The sequence below is a fragment of the Corallococcus caeni genome (genome assembly GCF_036245865.1).
Taxonomy (GTDB): domain Bacteria; phylum Myxococcota; class Myxococcia; order Myxococcales; family Myxococcaceae; genus Corallococcus; species Corallococcus caeni.
Window position 1 is genome coordinate 1,854,675 of sequence record NZ_BTTW01000001.1, and the last position, 20,228, is coordinate 1,874,902.

At 69.8% G+C, this 20,228-nt stretch carries 16 protein-coding genes; 8 read left to right on the plus strand and 8 right to left on the minus strand.

Features of this window, described 5'->3' with window-relative positions; translation table 11 throughout:
* The first annotated feature begins 121 nt into the window (after positions 1–121).
* Positions 122–1,450, plus strand: coding sequence for an ArnT family glycosyltransferase (locus AABA78_RS07400; protein ID WP_338262260.1), 1,329 nt, complete (start codon positions 122–124; stop codon positions 1,448–1,450).
* Positions 1,451–2,050: 600 nt separating this feature from the next.
* On the opposite strand, the gene AABA78_RS07405 is transcribed toward AABA78_RS07400, so the two are convergent.
* From AABA78_RS07405 to AABA78_RS07440, 8 genes are all read right to left on the minus strand, one after another.
* Positions 2,051–3,097, minus strand: a complete 1,047-nt coding sequence (locus AABA78_RS07405; RefSeq protein ID WP_338262261.1) for a glycoside hydrolase family 43 protein — start codon at positions 3,095–3,097, stop codon at positions 2,051–2,053.
* 836 nt (positions 3,098–3,933) lie between these two features.
* Positions 3,934–4,470, minus strand: coding sequence for a hypothetical protein (locus AABA78_RS07410; protein ID WP_338262262.1), 537 nt, complete (start codon positions 4,468–4,470; stop codon positions 3,934–3,936).
* A gap of 458 nt (positions 4,471–4,928) precedes the next feature.
* The gene (locus AABA78_RS07415) at positions 4,929–5,837 is read right to left on the minus strand and encodes a UbiA prenyltransferase family protein (RefSeq protein ID WP_338262263.1); all 909 of its coding nucleotides are present in this window, start codon (positions 5,835–5,837) and stop codon (positions 4,929–4,931) included.
* Positions 5,834–8,530, minus strand: coding sequence for a PEP/pyruvate-binding domain-containing protein (locus tag AABA78_RS07420; RefSeq protein WP_338262264.1), 2,697 nt, complete (start codon positions 8,528–8,530; stop codon positions 5,834–5,836). The genes AABA78_RS07415 and AABA78_RS07420 overlap by 4 nt, the downstream gene beginning before the upstream one ends.
* 13 nt (positions 8,531–8,543) lie before the next feature.
* Positions 8,544–9,506, minus strand: a complete 963-nt coding sequence (locus AABA78_RS07425; RefSeq protein ID WP_338262265.1) for an NAD-dependent epimerase/dehydratase family protein — start codon at positions 9,504–9,506, stop codon at positions 8,544–8,546.
* Positions 9,494–10,141, minus strand: coding sequence for a methyltransferase family protein (locus AABA78_RS07430; protein ID WP_338262266.1), 648 nt, complete (start codon positions 10,139–10,141; stop codon positions 9,494–9,496). Before AABA78_RS07430 ends, AABA78_RS07425 begins: the two co-directional genes overlap by 13 nt.
* Positions 10,138–10,962 (minus strand): AfsA-related hotdog domain-containing protein, encoded by an 825-nt coding sequence (locus tag AABA78_RS07435; protein ID WP_338262267.1) that lies wholly within the window; start codon positions 10,960–10,962, stop codon positions 10,138–10,140. Before AABA78_RS07435 ends, AABA78_RS07430 begins: the two co-directional genes overlap by 4 nt.
* Before the next feature lie 189 nt (positions 10,963–11,151).
* Entirely contained in the window at positions 11,152–11,319 is a 168-nt protein-coding gene (locus AABA78_RS07440; RefSeq protein WP_338262268.1) for a hypothetical protein, read from the minus strand.
* A gap of 135 nt (positions 11,320–11,454) precedes the next feature.
* Here AABA78_RS07440 and AABA78_RS07445 point away from each other — a divergent pair, with 135 nt between their 5' ends.
* The 7 genes from AABA78_RS07445 to AABA78_RS07475 all read left to right on the plus strand — a co-directional run bounded on the left by AABA78_RS07445 (position 11,455) and on the right by AABA78_RS07475 (position 20,178).
* Positions 11,455–13,989, plus strand: a complete 2,535-nt coding sequence (locus AABA78_RS07445; RefSeq protein ID WP_338262269.1) for an HYR domain-containing protein — start codon at positions 11,455–11,457, stop codon at positions 13,987–13,989.
* A gap of 52 nt (positions 13,990–14,041) precedes the next feature.
* Positions 14,042–14,584: a DUF350 domain-containing protein gene (locus tag AABA78_RS07450; RefSeq protein WP_338262270.1), complete on the plus strand. Its 543-nt coding sequence runs from the start codon at positions 14,042–14,044 to the stop codon at positions 14,582–14,584.
* 9 nt (positions 14,585–14,593) lie between these two features.
* Positions 14,594–15,466, plus strand: coding sequence for a hypothetical protein (locus AABA78_RS07455; protein WP_338262271.1), 873 nt, complete (start codon positions 14,594–14,596; stop codon positions 15,464–15,466).
* Between the two features lie 81 nt (positions 15,467–15,547).
* Complete coding sequence (locus AABA78_RS07460) at positions 15,548–16,837, plus strand: chitosanase (RefSeq protein WP_338262272.1); 1,290 nt, start codon at positions 15,548–15,550, stop codon at positions 16,835–16,837.
* A gap of 77 nt (positions 16,838–16,914) precedes the next feature.
* The gene (locus tag AABA78_RS07465) at positions 16,915–18,834 is read left to right on the plus strand and encodes an AAA domain-containing protein (protein WP_338262273.1); all 1,920 of its coding nucleotides are present in this window, start codon (positions 16,915–16,917) and stop codon (positions 18,832–18,834) included.
* A gap of 201 nt (positions 18,835–19,035) precedes the next feature.
* Positions 19,036–19,224, plus strand: coding sequence for a hypothetical protein (locus tag AABA78_RS07470; protein WP_171420989.1), 189 nt, complete (start codon positions 19,036–19,038; stop codon positions 19,222–19,224).
* A gap of 54 nt (positions 19,225–19,278) precedes the next feature.
* Positions 19,279–20,178, plus strand: coding sequence for an alpha/beta fold hydrolase (locus AABA78_RS07475; RefSeq protein WP_338262274.1), 900 nt, complete (start codon positions 19,279–19,281; stop codon positions 20,176–20,178).
* Positions 20,179–20,228: the final 50 nt, after the last annotated feature.

Below are 20,228 nucleotides of genomic sequence, written 5' to 3' on the forward strand. Positions count from 1 at the left end.
TTGTGAGCCTGGGTGCGCGGGGGCAAGCTGAAATGGCCTCACTCCCTGCTGGCCAACGGCCCTCCGGTGCGCTTTGTCCGGGGGCGTGCGTGCGTCCGCCCACTCCAGCCCCGGCCCGGGAATGAAGACGTGCCTCGCCCTGGTGGCCCTGGGCGTGGGGGTGCGGCTCGCGCTGGCGCTGGGAACGGACGTCTACTTCGACGAAGCCTATTACTGGCAATGGGCCCGGCATCTCGCATGGGGATATTTCGACCATCCGCCGATGGTGGCGTGGCTCATCGCCGCGCTGGGCATCCGGGGGACGGCGCTCCTGTGCGGGCTGGGGACGGGCGTGGCGGTGTGGGGGCTGGCCCTGGACGTGTACCGCTCGCGCGAAGCGGCGTGGCGCGCGGTGGCGCTGTGGAGCGCGGTGCCGGTGGGAATCCTCTCCGGTGTCTGGGCGACCCCGGACTCCCCGATGCTGCTGTTCTGGGCGCTGGGGTTGTGGGCGCTGTACCGCGAGAAGTGGGTGCTGGCGGGGCTGACGTGTGGGCTCGCGCTGCTGTCGAAGTACCCGTCCGTGCTGCTGGGGCTGGCCTTCATGGTCGCGGCGCTGCGGGCGCGGAGGCTGCTGTCCGGGGCGTGGCTCACGGCGGGGTTGGGATTGCTGTGCTTCCTGCCGGTGGTGCTGTGGAACGCGAGCCATGAATGGGTGGGCTTCAAGTTCCAGCTGAACCACGGCCTGGGCGGAAGCGGCGGCTGGGCGACGTTCGGCGAGTACGTCGCGGGGCAGTTCGCCATGGGCGGGCCGGTGCTCTTTCCGCTGGCACTGGTGTACGCGGTGCGAGGGCCGAGGGAGCAATTCCTGCTGCGCATGGCGACGGTGATTCCGCTGCTGTTCTTCGGCTACGCGGCGGCGCGAACACGGGGTGAGGCGAACTGGCCCGCGGCGGCATACGTGGCGGCGTGCATTGGCGTCGCGGGGATGCGGCCGGTGTGGCAGCGGACGGCGGCGTGGAGCGGGATGGCGGTGGTGCTGGCGGTGACGTCGCACCTGCTGTTCCCGGTGCTGACGTTCGAGCGCGACGTGGTGCTGGCGAGGACGCACGGCTGGGGCGTGCTGGAGCGGCTGAGGACACCGGAGCAGCTGTTCCCGGGCATGGCGCCGGGGCCTACGGAGGTCTACGCCCCCACGTACCAACTGGCCTCGCAGGTGGCGTACGCGACGGGCGCGGAGACGGACACGGTGGGGCCGTCACGGCGCAAGAGTCAGTACGACGTCTGGCCTGAGCTGGAGTTGAAGCCGGGGCAGGACGTGCTGTGGTGTTCGGAGAACGGCGCGGCGCCTCCGGTGGAGCTGGTGCAACGCTTTGGGTCCGTGGAGGGTCCGGTGAAGCTCACGGGCGTCTTCCGGGGCCGGCGGCTGCACACGTTCACGGTGTGGCGGATGCAAAGCCTCAAGCCTGACTGAAGTCTTTCATTCACACTGCCCGGCAGCCTCAATCACTGCCCAGCCGCATCAAAGCCGTCCAAGGTCAAGGCTCCAATTCCAATCCAAGAACAGCCATCACGGCGCAAGCAGCTCCCAAATCCAAATCATTGCTTGCGCAAGCACAGACTGTCAGGGATAGACTCCTGGTCGCATCACCAAACCCCAAGGGAGCCTCCATGCGTCGTCTGATGATGGGTATGCTGTTGATGGCAATATCTGCCTGTGGCGGTATGGAACAGCCCGTGGCGGAGGAGTCGCTCCAGACGCAGGAGGCCGCCGTGTGCGAGGAGGTTTCCTCTGGCTGGGGTCAGTGTCGGGCCGGGACTTGCTACTTCGGTCCCACCGGAACGCATCCGTGCGCCGGTCGGGAGTGCATCGACGTCGATGACTGCTACTTCGTCCGCTGCGCGGATAGCAGCACTCAGTGCGGGGGCATCTTCGGCCGCGCCACGCCCTGACAGGACATGAACTTCCGCTGCGCACCCAACAGGATTCGGTGCGCAGCGGTCCGCCCGGCGGCTGGCACGGGCCGCGAGGCGGTGAAGGTGATTGCGCGTGCAATCCCATTCAAGGAGCTGCTCACTCCGGGCTGAGGAACTTGTTCACGACCGGGTTGTCATTGGAGTCCCAGCCCAGCACGCCCAGGTACATGCCCCGGCGGCCCCCATCGTCCGTCTGCGCGTCGAAGTTCACCGGGCAGGGGCCGCTGCCGCACAGCCAGCCGTGGAAGAAGATGCGCTGCCCACCGTCGAGCGCCGCCGCGATGTCCGCGCCGCCAGGACCGCACACGCCGCCGGTGTTCCCATCCGTGAGCAGGGGGTGCTGCGTGACGGTGTTGAAGGCGTTGGTGCCAAGCCCCTGGGCCCGCATCCAGATGGTCTCGTAGGTGCACTGGTTGTACGGCCCGCGCGAGGCGAACAGGATGTAGTCCCCGGCGCGCTTCACCAGGACCGGGTTCTCCACGATGCGGTCCGAGCGCAGCAACTGGCGGCTGGTGGCGCCGCTGGCCACGTGCGTGCCCGCCGCGTTGAGCCGGACGATGCGCAGCGACGAGGGCAACTGCTGCGTCTTGTAGAGCAGGAAGCGCGACCCATCGCTGTCCTTGAAGCCGGACGGGTCGATGACGCCCGCGTTCGTGAGCGGACGGCCCGGGACGTTGTCATCGGGGGCAGGCGTGTTCGCCAGTCCCGGGCAGACCAGCGGGCCGCCCGCGACCGGCGTGAACGGTCCCAGCGGCGAGCTGGCGGTGGCCGCTCCGATACAGCGCTGGTTGGCGTCCAGCCCGTCCACCGGAGCGGCGAAGTAGAGCACCCACTCGTTCGCGCTGATCCGCTCCAGGTCGGGGGCCCACATGACGCCGCTCGTGGCCCACGAGGGCTTCGCGGTCAGGGCCGGTCCTTCCGACGTCCAGGGACCGGTGCCGATGTTCCCCTGGGCCGACGGGGCGAGGCTCCCGGTCGACATGCCGTAGAACTGGTCGTTGTGGCTGACCACCGTCGGGTCCGCGAACCCGCCTCCGCCAGGAGCGAACACGGGCCGAGGCGCGGCATCCGCCGGGAGCGTGATGTTCAAGCAGGCGACGAACGCGACGGATGCGCCAAGCGCGCGACGGCGGGGTGATGCCATGGGAGTCCTCCTGGACGGCCGCAAGAAAATTCAAAGTAAGCAGACTTCACTTATATTTCTTGATTATCCACAATCAAGGGAGCGAACAGGACCGGCCTGTGAGGCACAAACGAAGCCCAGAGCAGAGGGCGCATCGTCCGGGCGCCCAATGTCTCCAGGATGGCTCGCACATGCTCCCGAGCAAACCCAGTTCTGGTCCCGTGAGTTCGCTTTCCTTCGCGCTCACGAACTGCTGCAGCCGCACGACCTTGTCACGGTCTGTGCAACGCTCGCGACGAACCTTGAGGGTGACACACCGCGGGAGGCGGACTGGCATCAGCGCCTGGCACATGCGCTCTTCCAGCACTTCGGGCTGTCGAACCTGCCCCAGGCCCGTGCGGCTGCGCGTGACAGCCGCGGCGCTCGAGGCGCAGGAACTCGTGCTCCCGTCACCTCCCCCTCGCGATGAGGACATCCAACGCCAAGATCCGTCGAGCTGAGGGAATGAGAGGCAGTGGCGGAAGGGAGGCATCCCACGCAGTCCTCGACGGCCGCGACCACATGTCGCCCCCCTGCGAACTTACTCAAGAGCGCGGCGAGGACTCGCCTGCGCCCGAGGTTGGGGGCATCCCGCTCGGAGGCGACGAAGGACTTTTGTGTGAATCGCCCAACCGATGCAGTACTCGCTGCATCGTGGGCAGGCTGGTGACAACACGCATGCGTGCTGTCTTCGCCTCCATCAAATCGCGCACCGCTGCGTCCGACTTCTGGGCCACCAGCCGCTTGAGCTGCGTGGCGACCTTGCCCCGAATGGGCGAGAAGTTCCCGCCGCCAGTGAGAGGGGCGGCAGGTGCGTTTCAGTTCAGGATGAACCAGCCGTGCTCGCTGTCGTATGCCACGCCACGGTGGGGGCTGAACTCAATCACGAGCGTCCAGTGGCCGTTGCCCCAATTGTAGAAATAGATCTTGAGCATGACCAGCTGGCCTGGCTGGCCCCACGGGCCGCTGAGCGTGCCAGCCATCACCGTCACCTGCTCGTCACCGTCCGGCAGCTCGTAGGCCGGCAGCTCGCTGCCGATCACGTCGGAGAGTTCACTCGTCGCGAGCAGCAACGCCTCGACCGTGAGCGCGCCTTCCTCGTCGGTCACGACGTGGGGCGCGAGATTCGGCGCTCGCCCTTCGGCCAGCGCTTTGCGGACTTCCGAAGCGCTGGCGCTGCCCACCGTGTCGAACAGCACCTCGCCACCCGTCACCGGAATCGACCACACGCAGCTCGGGAAGCCGGACGGCGGCGAGCCTTGCTCCGCACACACAGTCCCCACGTCAGGTGTGGCGGCGAAGCTCGCGCTCGTGGACATCACCAGAACAGCCAGTGTGACAATCGACAGGTTCATTCTCGTATTCATGAGTCCTCATGAGTCGGGCGCCGCACCGGCGTCGCCCGCGATGGGTCGCGGCAATGGGGTTGGGCCGTCGACCGACCGCGTATCCTGTCACCGCAGATGGCCGCACAAGCATTCACAATCCTGCCTCAAGGCATTAACCAATGCCAGGATCCGTTGAGTTGAAGGAAGGAGAGGCAGTGGCGAAACCAAGCCGCGAGCTTCGCGAGCGGAGTGGCCGCGCGTAACCGCCTCACCGTCCGCGCTGAGTCCTCGATGGCTCAAGGCGCAAGCCGACGAAGCTGCCGCTTCAGGTCTGCCCACCACTGCTCGATAAGATTGAAGTCAGGACTGTAGTGGGCACTCGCTTCTCTGGGGTAGGACGCCCTTCACTCATCCCCGGGAGAGATCAAGCCTCGACGATCGCGTCAAACGAGCCCTGGGTCAGGGCAACGCTTTGTGGATGGCGCTCAGAGCGATGAACACAGCAGCATGACGAAAAGGAACGCGAAGTAGCTCCTGGCCGCCAGCCGTCCAGAAAGGGCACGGGGCCTGCGGTTCTTGAAGAACAGCGTCAGGTTGACGACCGCCATTCCCAGGGGCAGTAGAAAGAGCCAACCCGTGGCTTGCGAATGCCAGGGTTTCGTGAGGCCCAGGTAGAGCCCTGAGGCTCCGGCCATCACCGCGAAGGCAATCACGGCGCTGGCCGTGGAACCCACTTCGTCGCTGTAGAGCTTCTCCCCTGGCTTCGTCGTCCCGGGCCACGCGGTCTTCCGCATCACCTCCCAGTGCAGGTACAGGAAGACCATTGCCAGGATGGCTAGCAGCCCCTGTGGGCTCAGCGGCCTTCCGGTGCGCTCCGCGTGCGCCACCCAGACGTAGAGGCCGTGTCCCACGTGGAGCTGGATGGCAATTCCTATCATCAAGAACATGCTGCGCTGGTACGCGGCCCAGTGCTTCTCCAGCCACCAGAGCACCATCGCGTGCACCATGATTCCGAGCAGGATGGCAGCGCGCACCCAGGACACGGCCAGGTTCGCCCCTAGCAACACAGCTGCATTGAGCCCCAGCGCGACGTACAGGTCCCCGAAGGTGACGTCCCCTTTCGCCAGGCCCCGGTTGGGGTTGTGGACGAGGTCGTATTCATAGTCACGAAGCTCATCCACGATGCGCATGAAGTAGCCCACGCCGAAGATGCTCAGTGCGACGTGCAGCAGGTCTGGGGAGAACGTCAGCCCCCGGGCCCCGTCGAGCACTCCAAACATCCCGTCCAGGCTCACGCACCAGAGGGAGATCACCAGCAGGTAGAACAGCGGGGGGTAACGCTGCACGGAGAAGCGCAGTGTTGCCTTCGCCCGGTCAATGACGGTCCTGCTCATGCCGCCACCAGCGTGACCGTTCCGGTGGAACCGTCTACTCGGACCCTCGCTCCGTCAGGAATGCGCGTGGTCGCGTTCGCCACGCCCACCACCGTGGGGATGCCGAACTTCCGGCCCGCGATGGCCGTGTGCGACAGCATGCTGCCGCGCTCCACGACGATGCCTCCTGACGCCAGCATCAGGAAGAGCCAGCCCGGGTCCGTCTCCTTGGCGATGAGGATGTCGTCCTTGCCCAGCGAGCCCACCGCTCCCGGGTCCAGCACGACGCGCGCGTTGCCCTCCACGATTCCTGCGCTCGAACCGATTCCCTTGAACAACGAGGCATCATCGCTGGCGGCCTCCACGGCCCTCGGGATGCCATCCGCCACGCTGCCCACCGTGGTGAAGTCTCGCGGCGGCTGACGGTCCTGGTTGTCCTGCTGTTCCCTCCGCCGCAGCCTCGCGAGCTCGCCCAGGTTCCTCGTGACGCTCCGGCCCTCGAAGTGGTCCAGGACTTCGCGCATCGTGAGGTAGTGCACGTCCAGCGGCGCATCCAGCACGCCCCGCTCCGCCATCCGCTTCCCGAGCGCCGCGAACACCTGCTTGCTGAAGCCGAAGAGCTGGCCTCGCCAGAACCGGCTGTCCTCCCGCAGGCCAATCACCGTCCGTAGCCGCTCCAGGAGCTGCTGGATCGCCAGCTTCCTCAAGGGATGCCCCTGGAGGAGCGTAGCCAGCTGCGCCTCCGCCTCCATGCGCCTTGCCTTGTCCGATGTCCTCAGCTCCTCGCGCGTGACGGACGTGCGCGCGTAGGACTGGACGACTCGCACCAGGTCCCATGGCGTGTCCCGCAGGTTCGGGCGCTCCACGTTCAGCTCCTGGACTCCCCGGTCTCCGTATTCGCTCAGGTGTTCGCGGAACGCTCGGGCGAACGCGGGCGGCACTTCCCCGGCGTTGATGCTTCGCCAGAGGGCTTCCGCCTCCCCTTCGTCGAAGCGCTTCGCCAGCGCCGGATCCGCGCGCACCCTCTCCGCGAGCGCTACCGCGGAGAGCAGCGCGTGCGTGCCCGCGTCAGGCTTCGCCCCGCACAGCAGGCCCACCAGCAGCGCGCTGGGGTCCTCTCCGGTCCACTTGAGCAGCAGCCTGCGCGCGAGCCCGAAGCACGTGTTGATGTACCAGTGATTGATGAGCGTCAGCCCCCACCAGTTCCCCACCTCCGTCCAGACACGCCGGAAGTGGTGGATGAGGACCAGCGGGTCTTCCCTCTCCACGGGCAGCGCGCGGAGCCCCGCGAGCGTTTGCTTCCACCACGTCTCGAACGCTTCGAAGTCCCGATGGAACGTCGCGGTGACGGTCAGCGCTCCCAGCGCCGAACGGCCCAGCGCGTAGGCGTAGCTCGCGGTGCTGGGGAAGCTCTCACGGTGGCCCGGGAGTCGGATGACCAGCGACGCATCCCGCTGGAGCACGTCCTCCAGGTCCCGCATGGAGGTGGCCGCGATGAACGGGTTGATGCCATTGACGTGCATCAGGTTCGACAGCGAGTGGTAGACGCGCCCGTCGATGAACCCCAGCATGTTCTGGAAGGCCGGCGTCTGGTCGTGCAGCGCCTTCGCGTCCGCGCCCTTCATGCGGCGCAGCAGGTCGTAGAAGATGACCTCGTAGAAGTAGCTGGCCAGCGAGTACGTCAGCGGCGTCGTGACACCCGGGAAGCTCTCCGACACGTTGCCGCAACCCCAGACGCGGATCTTCCGGAAGTCGAAGGCGATGGGCCTCGCCTGCAACACGTGCAGTGTGCCGTCCTCCGTGAAGGTGCCCTCGATGTCCTGGGGCATGCCGAAGCTGCGCTCGATGTCCTTCGCCAGCGCGGCCAGCCGCTTCAGCTCGTCATCCGTCAGACAGGGCGCGTCCCGCAGGGGCTCCGGCACGGGTCGGCTGAGCAGCTCGCCTCCGGGCTCGGGGTTCTCGCAGAGCATGTCCGCCTTGTGGCCCAGCTGCCTTTCGATGTGCCCCGTCTCCGGGTGGATGAAGTAGTGGTCCACCCCTACCCGCTCCTGGACCACACCCTCCCCGATGCCGTGCCCCGCGACGACCAGCGTGCGGCGCTCCGTCGTCTTCGGGTCGCACGTGAAGGCCACGAAGGAACGGCGGCCGGGAATCATCCGCTGCACGCCCACCGCCACCATGAGTCCCCGGACGTCCCGGCCCTGCGCGAGCCGGTAGATGAGCCCCTCCGGCGTGTAGGCGGACGCCCAGCAGCGGCGGATGCGGTCCAGCAGCGTGCCCCTCCGCACGTAGAGGAACGTGGAGCTCACGCCCGCGAATGGATCCGTCTCCGAGTCCTCGCTCTCCTCCAATCCCCGGGCCACCACCGAGGCTCGCACGGCCACCATGCCTCCCGCGCCGAAGGTCCGGTCGAAGGTGTCCAGGATGGTGGCTTCACGCTCGGCGCCCAGGGGGACGTGGAGGAAGAGCTTTTCAATCTCCTCCGCGACGCGGCGGATGTCCTGATGGGAGGTCCGGTCCACCGACGTGGTGAGCCGGTCGATGGAGGACTGGAGGGGCCTCGCCACCTCCTGGAACATCGTGGTGGTGAGGCAGAAGAACTCGGGGACCGGGAAGCCGTGCTTCGCCAGGTGCTGCTGGCGCGCGAACTTCTGGCCGACCTGCTGGGGATCGCTGGCCTCGGTCATCGAGACGAGCGGAAGGGGGGAAGACATGGGAGGGATTCCTTCAGGGTGGAAAGTCATTGAGCGCGCTTCGCAGGGCATCCACCGGGGACCGCGACAACAGGTCCTCCGGCCCGAGCACCTCCGCGAGCCGCGAGACATCCAGACACTGTGATTGGGTCAGCAACTCCAGACGCTCCGCCATCGCCCGGGCACGCCGGCTGGGGACCTCCCGCAGGACTCGCGGGAACCAGGCCGGGGCTCGGACCTTCACGGTGGGACGCTCCAGGCCCAGCCGCTGCGCCACCGTGCCCAGGAACTCCCCGCGCAGGAGCGGCTGTGCATAAGCGACGTTGAGCGCCTGCTGTTCGGGACGCGGCGTCTCCACCATCCGGCTCGCGAGCCGCCAGAGGATGCGGCCCAGGTCATCCACGTCGATGACCGAGCACCCCACCCTGTCGTCCCCGACCTGGACCCCTCGCTTCAGGAGCTTCACCATCGCGGGCAGGACGAACCGGTCCCCGCGCCCGAGGAGGAAGCGCGGCCGGAGCAGCGCCGCGTGGAGGCCGTTCCGGACCGAGTGCTCCATGACGACGTCCTCGGCCGCCACGCGCGAGCGGGCCAGAGCGGTGATGGGACGCAGCGGATGCTCCTCCTTCACGCCCCGGTGCGGCCCCGGGCCATAGACAGACATGGAGCTGCCGAGGAGAACGCCCCGGCAGTCCCCCTGGAGCCGCGTCAGGAGCCGCCGCGTGCCGTCCACGTTGGTCCGTTCGAAGCCCGTTCCATCGGTGTCCCGCTGCTTCATGGCGAGGTGCAGGACGACGTAGGGGTACGGGGGAAACAGCGCCTCGGGGATGCCGTGCAGGTCTCCGCGCACGACGTGCACGCCGTCTCCCCAGTCACGGCCGTCGGGCGAGCGCACCAGCGCGTGCACGAGATGCGCTCCGCGCTGGCGCAGGAAGGCCTGCCCCACCATGCCGGTCGCGCCCGTGAGCACGACGCCGAAGCCGCCTACCAGACCCATGGGACCAGCCGCTTGCGGCTCGCCGCGTACTCGGCGTAGCCAGGGAAGGAGCCCAGCAGGAGCCGCTCCTCGTGCCGGATGCGCAGGAGCACGGCCGGAATGAACATCAGCGCAAACACCGCGATGCCCACGACGGCGGGGAACACCAGCAGGTAGCCCACGTGCGCCAGCAGCATGCCGGTGTACGCCGGATGCCGGAGCCGCCGGTACACGCCTTCCGTGACGAGCAGGCTCGCGTCCGGCAGCCGCACCCGGTGCGAATAGGCCTTCCCCAACGTGCGGATGGCCGTGAGGCGCAGCGACACCCCGGCGATGAAACAGAACAACCCCACCGCGCGCGGCGCGGGGCCCACGTCCAGCGTGGGGAACGCGACCGCGAGCAGGAGGGTGGCCAGCCGCGCAATCGCATACAGCTCCAGCGTGGCGCTGTCCCGCTCCGCGGTGGGCTTGCGCGTCTCCCGCAGCGTCACCCGGCTCTCCACCAGCATCCACGTCAGGTACAGGCCCAGCATCAGCGCCGCGATGGGCCGGCTGTCCTCCGGCGTGCGCAGGACCTGCCGGAGGCCGAGCGGAATGAGCAGCCCCACGCCCGTCACCAGCAGCAGCGTGGGCATCCAACGGTGCAGGTTCTTCATGACGCCTCCTTCGCGCTCAGCGCGCCAATCAGACCGTGGAAGCAGCAGGTGTCCTCCTGCCAGCCCTGCACGGCGATCCACATGCGGGCGCGGCGCCCGACGGTGCGCACCGGCTCCGCCCACTCGGGCAGCCGGAAGCTGACGAAGGTGCGGATGACCACCGGCACGTCGTTGCGCACGAAGCGCCGGAACTCCAAGGACAGCCGCGTCATGATGAGCGACCAGTCCAGGGGCAGCCCCACGCCGTGGATGGTCGCGATGCTCGCCTGCCGCGCCAACTCCGTGAGGAGCATGCCCTGCACGTGCTCGGAGGGATGGTCGAAGACGAACTCCGGGGACTCGGTGAACGCGTTGAACTGCTGGAGCGCGCCCACCCGGCAGGCGTTGGCGAGCAGCACGTTCGCCGGGTCGCGCTTGTGCACCAGCACCGGGTCGATGCGCTCCAGCGGACGGGCCTGCTCCGCCTCACTGAAGGACTGCCGGCCTTCGGAGACGGGGTTGCGCACGGGGATGCGGGCCAGGAGCTCGGAGACGTTCTCCGGCGGGTCCCGCTTCCACGGACCGCCCACGCGCACGCCCACGGGCGTCGCGTCCGCCCACTCCGCCAGCGCGGGGAACTCGGCGGCGCGCGTGCCCAGGTAGAGACCGCAGTGCTCCTGGAGCACGGCGGCCAGGAACTCCGCCTCCTCCACGTCCTTCACCGGGATGCGGCAGGGGTGCTCGACTTCCGGGAGGAGGGGCTCCGGCACCAGCAGGAACGGGACGGCCTCCGGCGACGCCACCCGCACGCGGCGCTCGGGATGGCCTGAATCGGAATCCATGTCTGCCTTTCTCCAGCTGAGGGGGAAAGACAGTCTAGGAATCGCGATGTCTCAACACGAGAACCGGGGAAGGCCCGCTTTCACGCCGAGGAAGAGCAGACCCGGAAGATTCGCGGGGTCTGTTTCATGAACCACCATGACACGTCGCGAAATGCGTCTTGGATTGAGACGGCCGGTGCGGCCGCGGGCTCACTGCGCCTCGCGCGCCACCGGCTCGCAGCGGACCGGCACTTCCAGCTTCTCTCGCCCACCACCCAGGTAGAGGGTGCCCGTGGTGGGCGTCGCGTCGGAGCGCTGGCGACCCACCGCCACGCGCACGGGGTCGCGTGCCTGCGCCCCGCTTGATGGTGAACACATGCGGCAGGTGTGACACCGGCGGGGACGGTGGCTGGCGAACAGTCGAGCGGGCCCCGGGTTGTAGCCGGGCGGGGGCGTGATGACGGTGCGCTCCCAGCAGGACAGGTGGCGGGCAGGCGGGCGTGGGAGGCGGGCATGGGGACGGTCAGCGGTCGTGCGTGGCTTTCGGCGTTGTCGCTGGTGGTGGGCGCGGTCCCGGCGTTCGCGCAGGGCGAGCCCGTCACGCCGGATCCGATGAGCGTGCGTCGGCTGGTGGACGTCACCTCCGAGCCCCACTTCGAGCCCGACTTCAACAGGCCCACGCTGCCGGCCACCGCCGAGCTGAACGGGCGCCTGTACTTCCTCGCCACCGCGCGTGCGGCCGGCACCGGCTACCCGTTCGAGGAGCTCTGGGTGACGGACGGGACGCCCGCGGGCACCCGCTCCGTGCAAGCGGAGCTGCTGCCGCAGGACACGCGCATCGACCCGGGGTCGCTGCGCGCCACGCCCCACCGCCTGTTCTTCACCGCGACGTCGCCGGGCATGGGCCGCGAGCTGTGGACGAGCGACGGCACGCGCGAGGGCACGCACGTCACGCGCGAGCTCAACCCGGGCCGGTTCGACGGCGTCGGCTACCAGGCGCCCGTCTTCGTCGCCGGTGACTTCGTGCTCTTCACGCCCGCGGGCATGGGCGAGACGGAGTTCGACCTCTGGAGGTCGGACGGCACCGAGGCGGGCACCGTGCCCGTGAAGGACATCGACCCGGGGCGCTCCTCGGCCTCCGCCGGCTCCTTCGTGCGCGCGGGGGACACGATCTTCTTCACCGCGCGGAGCCCCCAGGGCCTGGAGCTGTGGCGCACGGACGGCACCGAGGCGGGCACCCGGCTGGTGCGCGACCTCCGTCCCGGCCTGGGCGACTCCACTCCGCTCCAGCTCACCGCCGTGGGCAGCACGCTCTACTTCACCGCCGAGGACGGCCAGCGCGCCCGCTCGCTCTTCAAGTCGGATGGCACCGAGGCAGGCACCGTCCTCGTCATGGAGTTCCTCACCACCAGCACGGGTCCCAGCCTCCACCACTTCACCGCGCTGGGTAACAAACTCCTTTTCATCATCAGCGGCACGTCCCAGGGCATCGAGCTGTGGCGCACGGATGGCACCCTGGCGGGCACCCTGCCGGTGATGACGCTGCCCCGGACGATGCTCGAAGGGCCTCCGGGCGTGACGCTCGTCCCGGTGGGCAACCGCGTCTACGTGATGGGCCGGGGCGGCGCCTCCGGTGATTCGCTGTGGGTGACGGACGGCACCAGCGCGAACACCGTGCGCATCCCGCGTCCCACCGAGTTCGGGCTCGAGTCCGTGCGCGGCTTCACTCCGTTCGAGGGCGGGCTCGCCTACATCGTGACGACGGCCCTGGGCGCGAGCGAGCTGTGGCGCACGGACGGCACCTACGCGGGCACGTCCCGGCTGACGCGGCTGCCGGCGGGCAACCCCTCCGCGCTGCCCACGGGGCTGGTGTCGCTCCAGGGCGCGCTGCTGACGACGGCCGGGGACCCGTGGACGCCGCGCGCCCTGTGGCGCATGGAGCGGGATGATGCGCCGCCGACCTTCGTGTGTCCGGTTGCCCGGGACGTGGCCTCCAACCGGCCCGAGGGCACGCTGGTGCGGAACCTGACCCCGGCGCTGGTGGGCAATCCGTCCCAGGTCTCGGTCCGCACCACCCACCCGGACTCCAGCCTGCTGCGTCTCCACCAGCCCACGCTCGTCACCTCCCAGGCCGAGGACGCCACGGGCCGCCTCGCGTACTGCTCCACCACGATGACGTCGCGGGACCTGACGGGGCCCGCCATCAACGGCTGCCCGACGGAGCTGACCCTGGGCACGCGCTCGCCCCAGGGCCTCACCTTCTATTACCCGACCCCGAACATCCAGGACGAGACGAGCCCGGACGTGCTCGTCACCTACAGCCCGGAGAACGGCAGCGTGCTGCCCCTGGGCACCACCCGGGTGACGATGACGGCGAAGGACTCGGCGGGCAACGTCAGCACCTGCGCCTTCCCCGTCACCATCCGCGACGGCCAGGCGCCCACCAGGGCCTGCAAGGTGAGCGAGGTCCGCGTGGAGGCGGAAGGGCCCCAGGGCGCGCACGCGTACTGGCCGGACCCCACGCCCACCGACAGCATCTCCAGCCAGGTGAGCGTCAAGAGCTCGCACGCGTCCGGGGACCTGTTCCCGCTGGGCCTCACCCGCGTGGAGGTCATCAGCACCGACGAGTCGGGCAACAGCACCCCCTGCGAGATCCAGGTGCGGGTGCGCGACTCGCGGCCGCCGTTGCTCACCTGCCCGCAGGACCAGACGCTGACCACCGCGGTGATGACCGGCACCCGCGCGGAGTACCCGCTCGCCACCGCCGAGGACGCCGTCTCCGCGGCGGACATCTCCTACAGCCCCGTCGTGGGCACGCCGCTCGCGCCGGGCCTGCACTCGGTGCAGGTGACCGCCATCGACGCGGCCGGCAACGCGTCCCTCTGCAACTTCCACCTGACCGTGGCGTACGACCCGACGAGCGACATGCGGCAGGGCCTGGGCTGCTCGGTGGGCAGCGGCCCGTCGTCGGGGGTGGGCTGGGTGGCGCTGCTCGCCCTCGCCTGGACGCTCAGCCGCCGTCTGAAGGACGGCCGGCCGCGCGGGTGACCTCTGGGCCGTGGCGGCGCGGGGGACTTCCGCTACAGTCCCCCGGGCCCCCATGGACCTCACCCTCTTCGTCGTCGGACTCGTGAAGGTCGTCCTCGGCGGCCTCGTGGCCGCGCTCGGCATCGGCCTGAGCATGCGCGGCCTGAGCCGCCTGTTGGACAGCCACCCCGTGGAGGAGCTGCGCCAGGGCAACGTCGCCTCCGGCCTGGTGCACGCGACCAGCCTCGTGTCGCTGGGCCTGCTCGTGCAGCACGCGCTGAAGGCCACCAGCGACGCGGTGGACCTGGCGGTGCAGAACCCGCCTGTGTCCGCCGTCTCCGTGCTCCAGTTGCTGGGGCTGGCGCTGGTGCACGTGGGGCTGTCGCTCGCGGTGGGCGTGGCGGTGCTCGCCCTGGGCGTGCGGCTGTTCGACAAGATGACGCCCGGCATCGAGGAGCTGGAGGAGGTGCGCAAGGGCAACATCGCCGCCGCGCTGATGCTGTGCGCCTTCCTGCTGGTCATCGCGCTGCTCACCGCGCCCGGCCTCCAGGCCGCGCTCAACGGCCTCATCCCCTTCCCGCAGCTGCCCACCGGCATGCTGCGCGCGCCCGCCTGAGCCGCCGCCATGGTCGCGCGCATGTGGAAGACGCCGCTGTCGCTGGTGCTGGTGGGAGGGCTGCTCGCCTTCACCGGCTGGGAGGGGGTGCTGGCGCGCAAGGCGGGCCGGCTCGCGGAGGCCCCACAACCGGAAGGGGAAGTGCCCCCGGCCGATCCCCAGGAGGCGCGGAAGGACCTGGGCCTGGTGCTGGTCCCGGAGGACACGCCGCCGGAGCGCGCGAAGGCCTATGACTGGCGCGTGGAGGGCCTGGAGCCCGCCCGTCAGCAGCTGGCGTATGGCCTGGGCGAAGCGGTGGAGCGCGGGCTGGAAGAGGCGCACCGCGACTACAGCGTGCGGCTGCGCTACCGCGCCATGGGCCCGGAGCGCTTCACCTACGTGGCACCGCCGGGCTGCGGTACGGACATGCGCTGCATCTACGTGGAGCTGATGCGCAGCAACGCGGAGCCGGTGCGCGTGCTGGGCGAGCGCTTCGCCACCTCCATCCGCGAGCGCGACCTGGACGCGGCGCAGGCCACCGAGCTCATCCTCGGCTTCGTGCGCCGCATCCGCTACGAGCTGCCCGGCGACGAGCCCTTCGGCATCGTCCCGCCGGGGCTGGTGCCCGCGCAGGACCGGGGCGACTGCGATTCCAAGGCGGTGCTCGCGCTGATGCTGCTGCGGCAGGTGGGCGTGGACGCGGTGATGCTCTACTCGGACGCGCTCGCGCACGCGGCCATCGGCGTGGGGCTGCCCGGCACCGGCACCCGCATCCCCTTCGCGGGGCGCGGGTACCAGTACGCGGAGCTCACCGCCGAAGGCTGGCCCCTGGGGATGATTCCTCCGCAGTACGACAAGCCGCAGCTGTGGCGGGTGCTGCCGCTGCCGGACGCCCCCGGCTGAGCGCGCTGGCGGTTCGCATTCAATTCCAGTATTCCTGCTCTATCTGGGATGCATCCCTTTTTCCCAGGTGGGGGCAGGCACATGGAACGTTCACGGATGTGGATGACGGTGGGGCTGGTGGCGCTGGCCACCGGCTGCGGCGCGGCGGGGGAGTCGGAGTCCCCTGCGATGGCGGGGGTGGAGCAGGCGCTGGGCGCGTGCACGCACTCGGTGACGACGAACACGTACGACGGCCCGGACTACTGGGGCACGCTCGTGTTCAAGAACACGGGCACGGTGGCCATCGCCAACCCGGTCATCGCGCTGGACGTGCCCACGGGGGTGACGTGCGATGATGATCAACCCGGCTGGACGCACACGCAGTCGGGCCGCACGTGCACGTTCACGCGCACGTCGTCGCTGACGGTGGCGGTGAGCGCGTCGTACACGTTCAACTACTCCACGGACTCCAACACGTCCTTCACCGCGGCCAACGTGAAGGTCCAGTCCGACAGCTGCGGTGGCACGTCCCCCGGCGGCACGGGCCTCACCGCGAACCAGAAGAAGGTGGCGGAGGCGCTCACGAGCATCTGGGAGAACGACACGCCCACGCTGGACTACGCCTACTCGGAGAACATCGGCGACGGGCGCGGCTACACCAACGGGCGCGCGGGCTTCTGCACCGGCACGGGCGACGCCATCCAGGTGGTGCAGTGCTACCGGGCCCTGCGCACCGAGGCCAATGGCAACCGCCTGGCGAAGTACTGGAATGGCCTCACCGTCATCAACAACCGATTCCTGTCCACCGGCGAGTCGCAGGCGTCCACGGCGGAGCTGGACGCCGTGGGCAACTGGACGGCGGACTGGGCGGCCAGCTTCAACACCGCCGCCACGAAGGCGGACTTCAAGCAGTGCCAGGACCAGGTGAGCGACGCGCTCTACTACACGCCCACCATCAACGAGGCCGCGAAGTGGGGCCTCACCCAGGCGCTCACCAAGGCGGCGCTCTACGACGCGTCCATCAACCACGGCTTCGACGGCATGAAGGACCTCATCCGTCAGGCCAACACGGCGCTGGGCAACAGCGGGCAGGTGGCGCCGGTGATTGGCTACAACGGCATCACGGAGACGGCCTGGCTCCAGAAGTTCCTGGAGAAGCGCCGCGACGTGCTGGCGGGGGACTCCACCTGGGTGGACGCGGTGGACCGCGTGGCCGCGTACGAGAAGCAGCGCCGCCGTGGCAACTGGGACCTGGGCACCGCCCTGCGCAACGACGTGCGCGCCCGCGACTGCTGGACGACGGCCTACCCGGCGAGCGGCTACACCGTGCGCAACATCAACCCGGACGGCACCTGGAGCACGCCGGCCTCGTACACGTACTCCTGCCAGTAGCCCGGCCAGTGATGCGGGAGGACAGTCCGGCACACGGGCCGTGACGGCGGGCGCCCCGGGATGGCATGACCCGGGGCATGGCCCGTGACGTCTCGTTCTTCGACAAGCTCGCCTCGCTGCTCGCCCAGGAGCGCGAGGCGGAGAAGGCCCGCACGACCGCGCTCGCCCAGGGGCTCTCCCTGCGCGAGCGCGAGGAGCAGGGCCTGTCCGTGCTGGACCTGGAGACCGTCGAGGAGGAGGTGGGCCTGGGCGGCCGCATCCTCCTCACGCTCGCCCGCGCGGACCGGGGGAAGCTGCCCACGCGCCTGTCCAACGGCGACTTCGTGGCGGTGCTGCCCCGCCGCGCGGAGGTGAAGGACCCGGCGAAGGCGCTCGTGTCGCGCGCCACCTCCACCCGCATCCAGCTCGCCTTCGACCGCGAGCCGCCCGCGTACCTCTCCGAAGGACTCCTGCGCCTGGACGTCGTCCCCAACGACGTCACCTACGAGCGCGTGCGCGCGGGCCTCCAGCGCGTGAAGGCCCTGGACAAGGGCCAGGAGCGGCACAAGCGCGAGGTGCTGCTGGGCAACGAGCCCCCGCGCTTCGACAACACGAAGGACTTCATCCCCACCCGCCCGCTCAACCCGGAGCAGCAGGACGCCGCGAAGCGCGCCCTGGCCGCGGAGGACTTCTTCCTGGTCCACGGCCCGCCCGGCACCGGCAAGTCCACCGTGCTGGCGGAGGTCGCGGCCCAGGCCGTCGCGCGCGGAGAGCGCCTCCTGTGCACCGCGGCCAGCAACGCCGCCGTCGACCACCTGCTGGAGCTGTGCCTGGAGCAGGGGCTGCGCGCCATCCGCGTGGGCCACCCCGCGCGCGTCGCCGCCCGCCTGCAGGAGCACACGCTGGACATCGTAGTGGAGGAGCACCCGGACCGCGTCGTCAGCCGCGACCTGTTCGACGAGGCCTTCGACCTCTTCGGCTACGCGCGCCGCCAGCGCAACCAGGGCCGCAGCCGCGAGCGCTTCTCCAACGCCCGCTCCTCCACGGCGGAGGCCAAGGACCTGATGGACGAGGCGCGCAAGCTGGAGAAGAAGGCCGTGAAGGCCGTGCTCGCCCGCGCGGACGTGGTGTGCGTGACGCTCGCGAGCCTGGGCTCCGGCGTGCTCGCGGGCGAGGAGTTCGACCGCGCCCTCCTGGACGAAGCCACCCAGGCCACCGAGCCGCTGGCCCTGCTGGGCTTCCTGCGCGCGCCCAAGGTGGTGCTCGCCGGAGACCCGCAGCAGCTGCCCCCCACCGTGCTGTCGCAGGAGGCCGCGAAGGCGGGCCTGGGCGTGAGCCTCTTCGAGCGCCTGCTCCAGGACCACGGCGACGACGTGAAGCGCATGCTGCGCGAGCAGTACCGGATGAACGCCGCCATCATGGCCTTCCCCTCCAAGGAGATGTACGGCGGCGAATTGCGCGCCCACCCGTCCGTGGCGGACCGCACGCTCGCGCAAGTGCTCAACCCCGGCGCGGAGGTGGACGCCCCGCCCGTGCTCTACCTGGACACCGCGGGCAAGGGCTTCGACGAAGAGGTGGAGCCCACCACGCACAGCCTCCTCAACCCGGGTGAGGCCACCTACGTCATCGCCCGCGTGCGCGAACTGCTGGCGCGGGGCCTGTCCCCGCGCGAGGTCGCCGTCATCGCCCCGTACAGCGCCCAGGCCCGCCACCTGCGCGAGGCGCTGGAGGCCGTGCACCCGGAGGTGGAGGTGGACACCGTGGACGCGTTCCAGGGCCGGGAGAAGGACGCCATCCTGGTGAGCTTGACCCGCTCCAACAGCGAGGGGCAGCTGGGCTTCCTCAACGACCTGCGCCGCATGAACGTGGCCCTCACCCGCGCCCGCCGGCACCTGTTCGTCGTGGGCGACTCCGCCACCCTCAGCAGCCACCCCTTCTACGCGCGCTTCATCGAGGGCACCCAGACGGACGGCGGCTACCGCTCCGCCTGGGAGTGGCCGGACCCGGCTGAGCAATGATTGTCATTCCAACGACACCGGCCTGCCCCCCGGGACTACGCAAGGAGTGCGAGCCGGGCGGGCGAAATTTGTCGGCTCGCTGAACGAATTTTGTCACCCGCCTGCCTGCCTGGTGCGGGAGACGGCCGGAAATCAGGCATTTGGCTCCATCCATGGGGTCGGCACGAAGGATGCTTCTCTTGCCGGACACGGAGGGAATGCATGTCTCAAGCGCCTGTGGTGACCAAGGAGAATGACGTCTGGGTGATTCGGATCGACCGGCCCAACGGCAAGACCCAGGAGTACCGCTGCGCCACGGAGGGCCAGGCCCGGCAGCTGGCCATGGTGCTCGGCAAGCCGGACACCGGCGGCCCGCCGCGCCCGGCGGCGTCGTCCAGCAGCGTCGCGTAGGGTCGCCAGCACCCGGGGGGACGGAGTAAGGCGTGAAGGCACGAGGAGGCTCCCGTGCCCGCCGCCGCATTCGAATCCCTCACCGTCGACGCAGAAGGGCTGCCGCTGCACGTGCGGCAGCGCGGCCCCCAGGGCACGCCCGCCGTGCTGTTCCTCCATGGCTGGCTGGACCACTCCCACGGCTTTGATCCGCTCTGCGAGCACCTGCCCGGGTCCTGGCGCACGGTGCTGCTCGACTTTCGCGGCATGGGCCAGAGCGGCCACGCGGGCCCCGGCGCCGCGTACCACCTGAGCGACCACCTGCTGGACGTGGAGGCCACCCTGGACGGGCTGGCCCTGCCCGCGGTGCACCTGGTGGGACACTCGCTGGGCGGCATCGTCGCGCTCGCGTACGCCGCCGCGCGCCCGGAGCGCGTCCTCAGCCTGACGCTCATTGAGAGCCTGGGCCCCTCCGGCGGCCCGGCCGCGGGCGCCCTGCAGCGGCTGCGCGGGTTCCTGGACGACTCGCGTCGGCCGCCGAACCGCAAGCGCTACCCCACGGTGGAGGCCGCCGCGGAGCGCCTGCGTCAGGCGAACCCCACCCTCTCCCCGGACGCGGCGCTCCTCTTCGCGCGCCACGGCACCCGCCGCACGTCCGAGGGCGACTTCGCCTTCACCTTCGACCCCCGCCACCGCCGCCGCTTCGGCCAGGGCTACGACGAGGCCCAGTGGCTGGCGCTGGAGGCCGCCGTCACCTGCCCCGTGCAGCTGCTTCGCGGCACCGACGGCCTGTCCCCCGCCCCGGAGCTGCTGGAGGCGCGGCTGGCCGCCCTGCGCACGCTGGCCGCCCCGCCCCGCTTCTTCGAAGGCGGCCACCACGTGCACCTGGAGCAGCCCGCCGCCATCGCCGATGCGATCGCGGCCTTCGTCGCCGGGGCCTCCGCGGGCCCGGCGACTGAAGCGTCCAGTTCATGACCTGAAAAGTTGGGGGTGCAGGTTGGCAAAAGGTCGGGAAAAACCTTTCA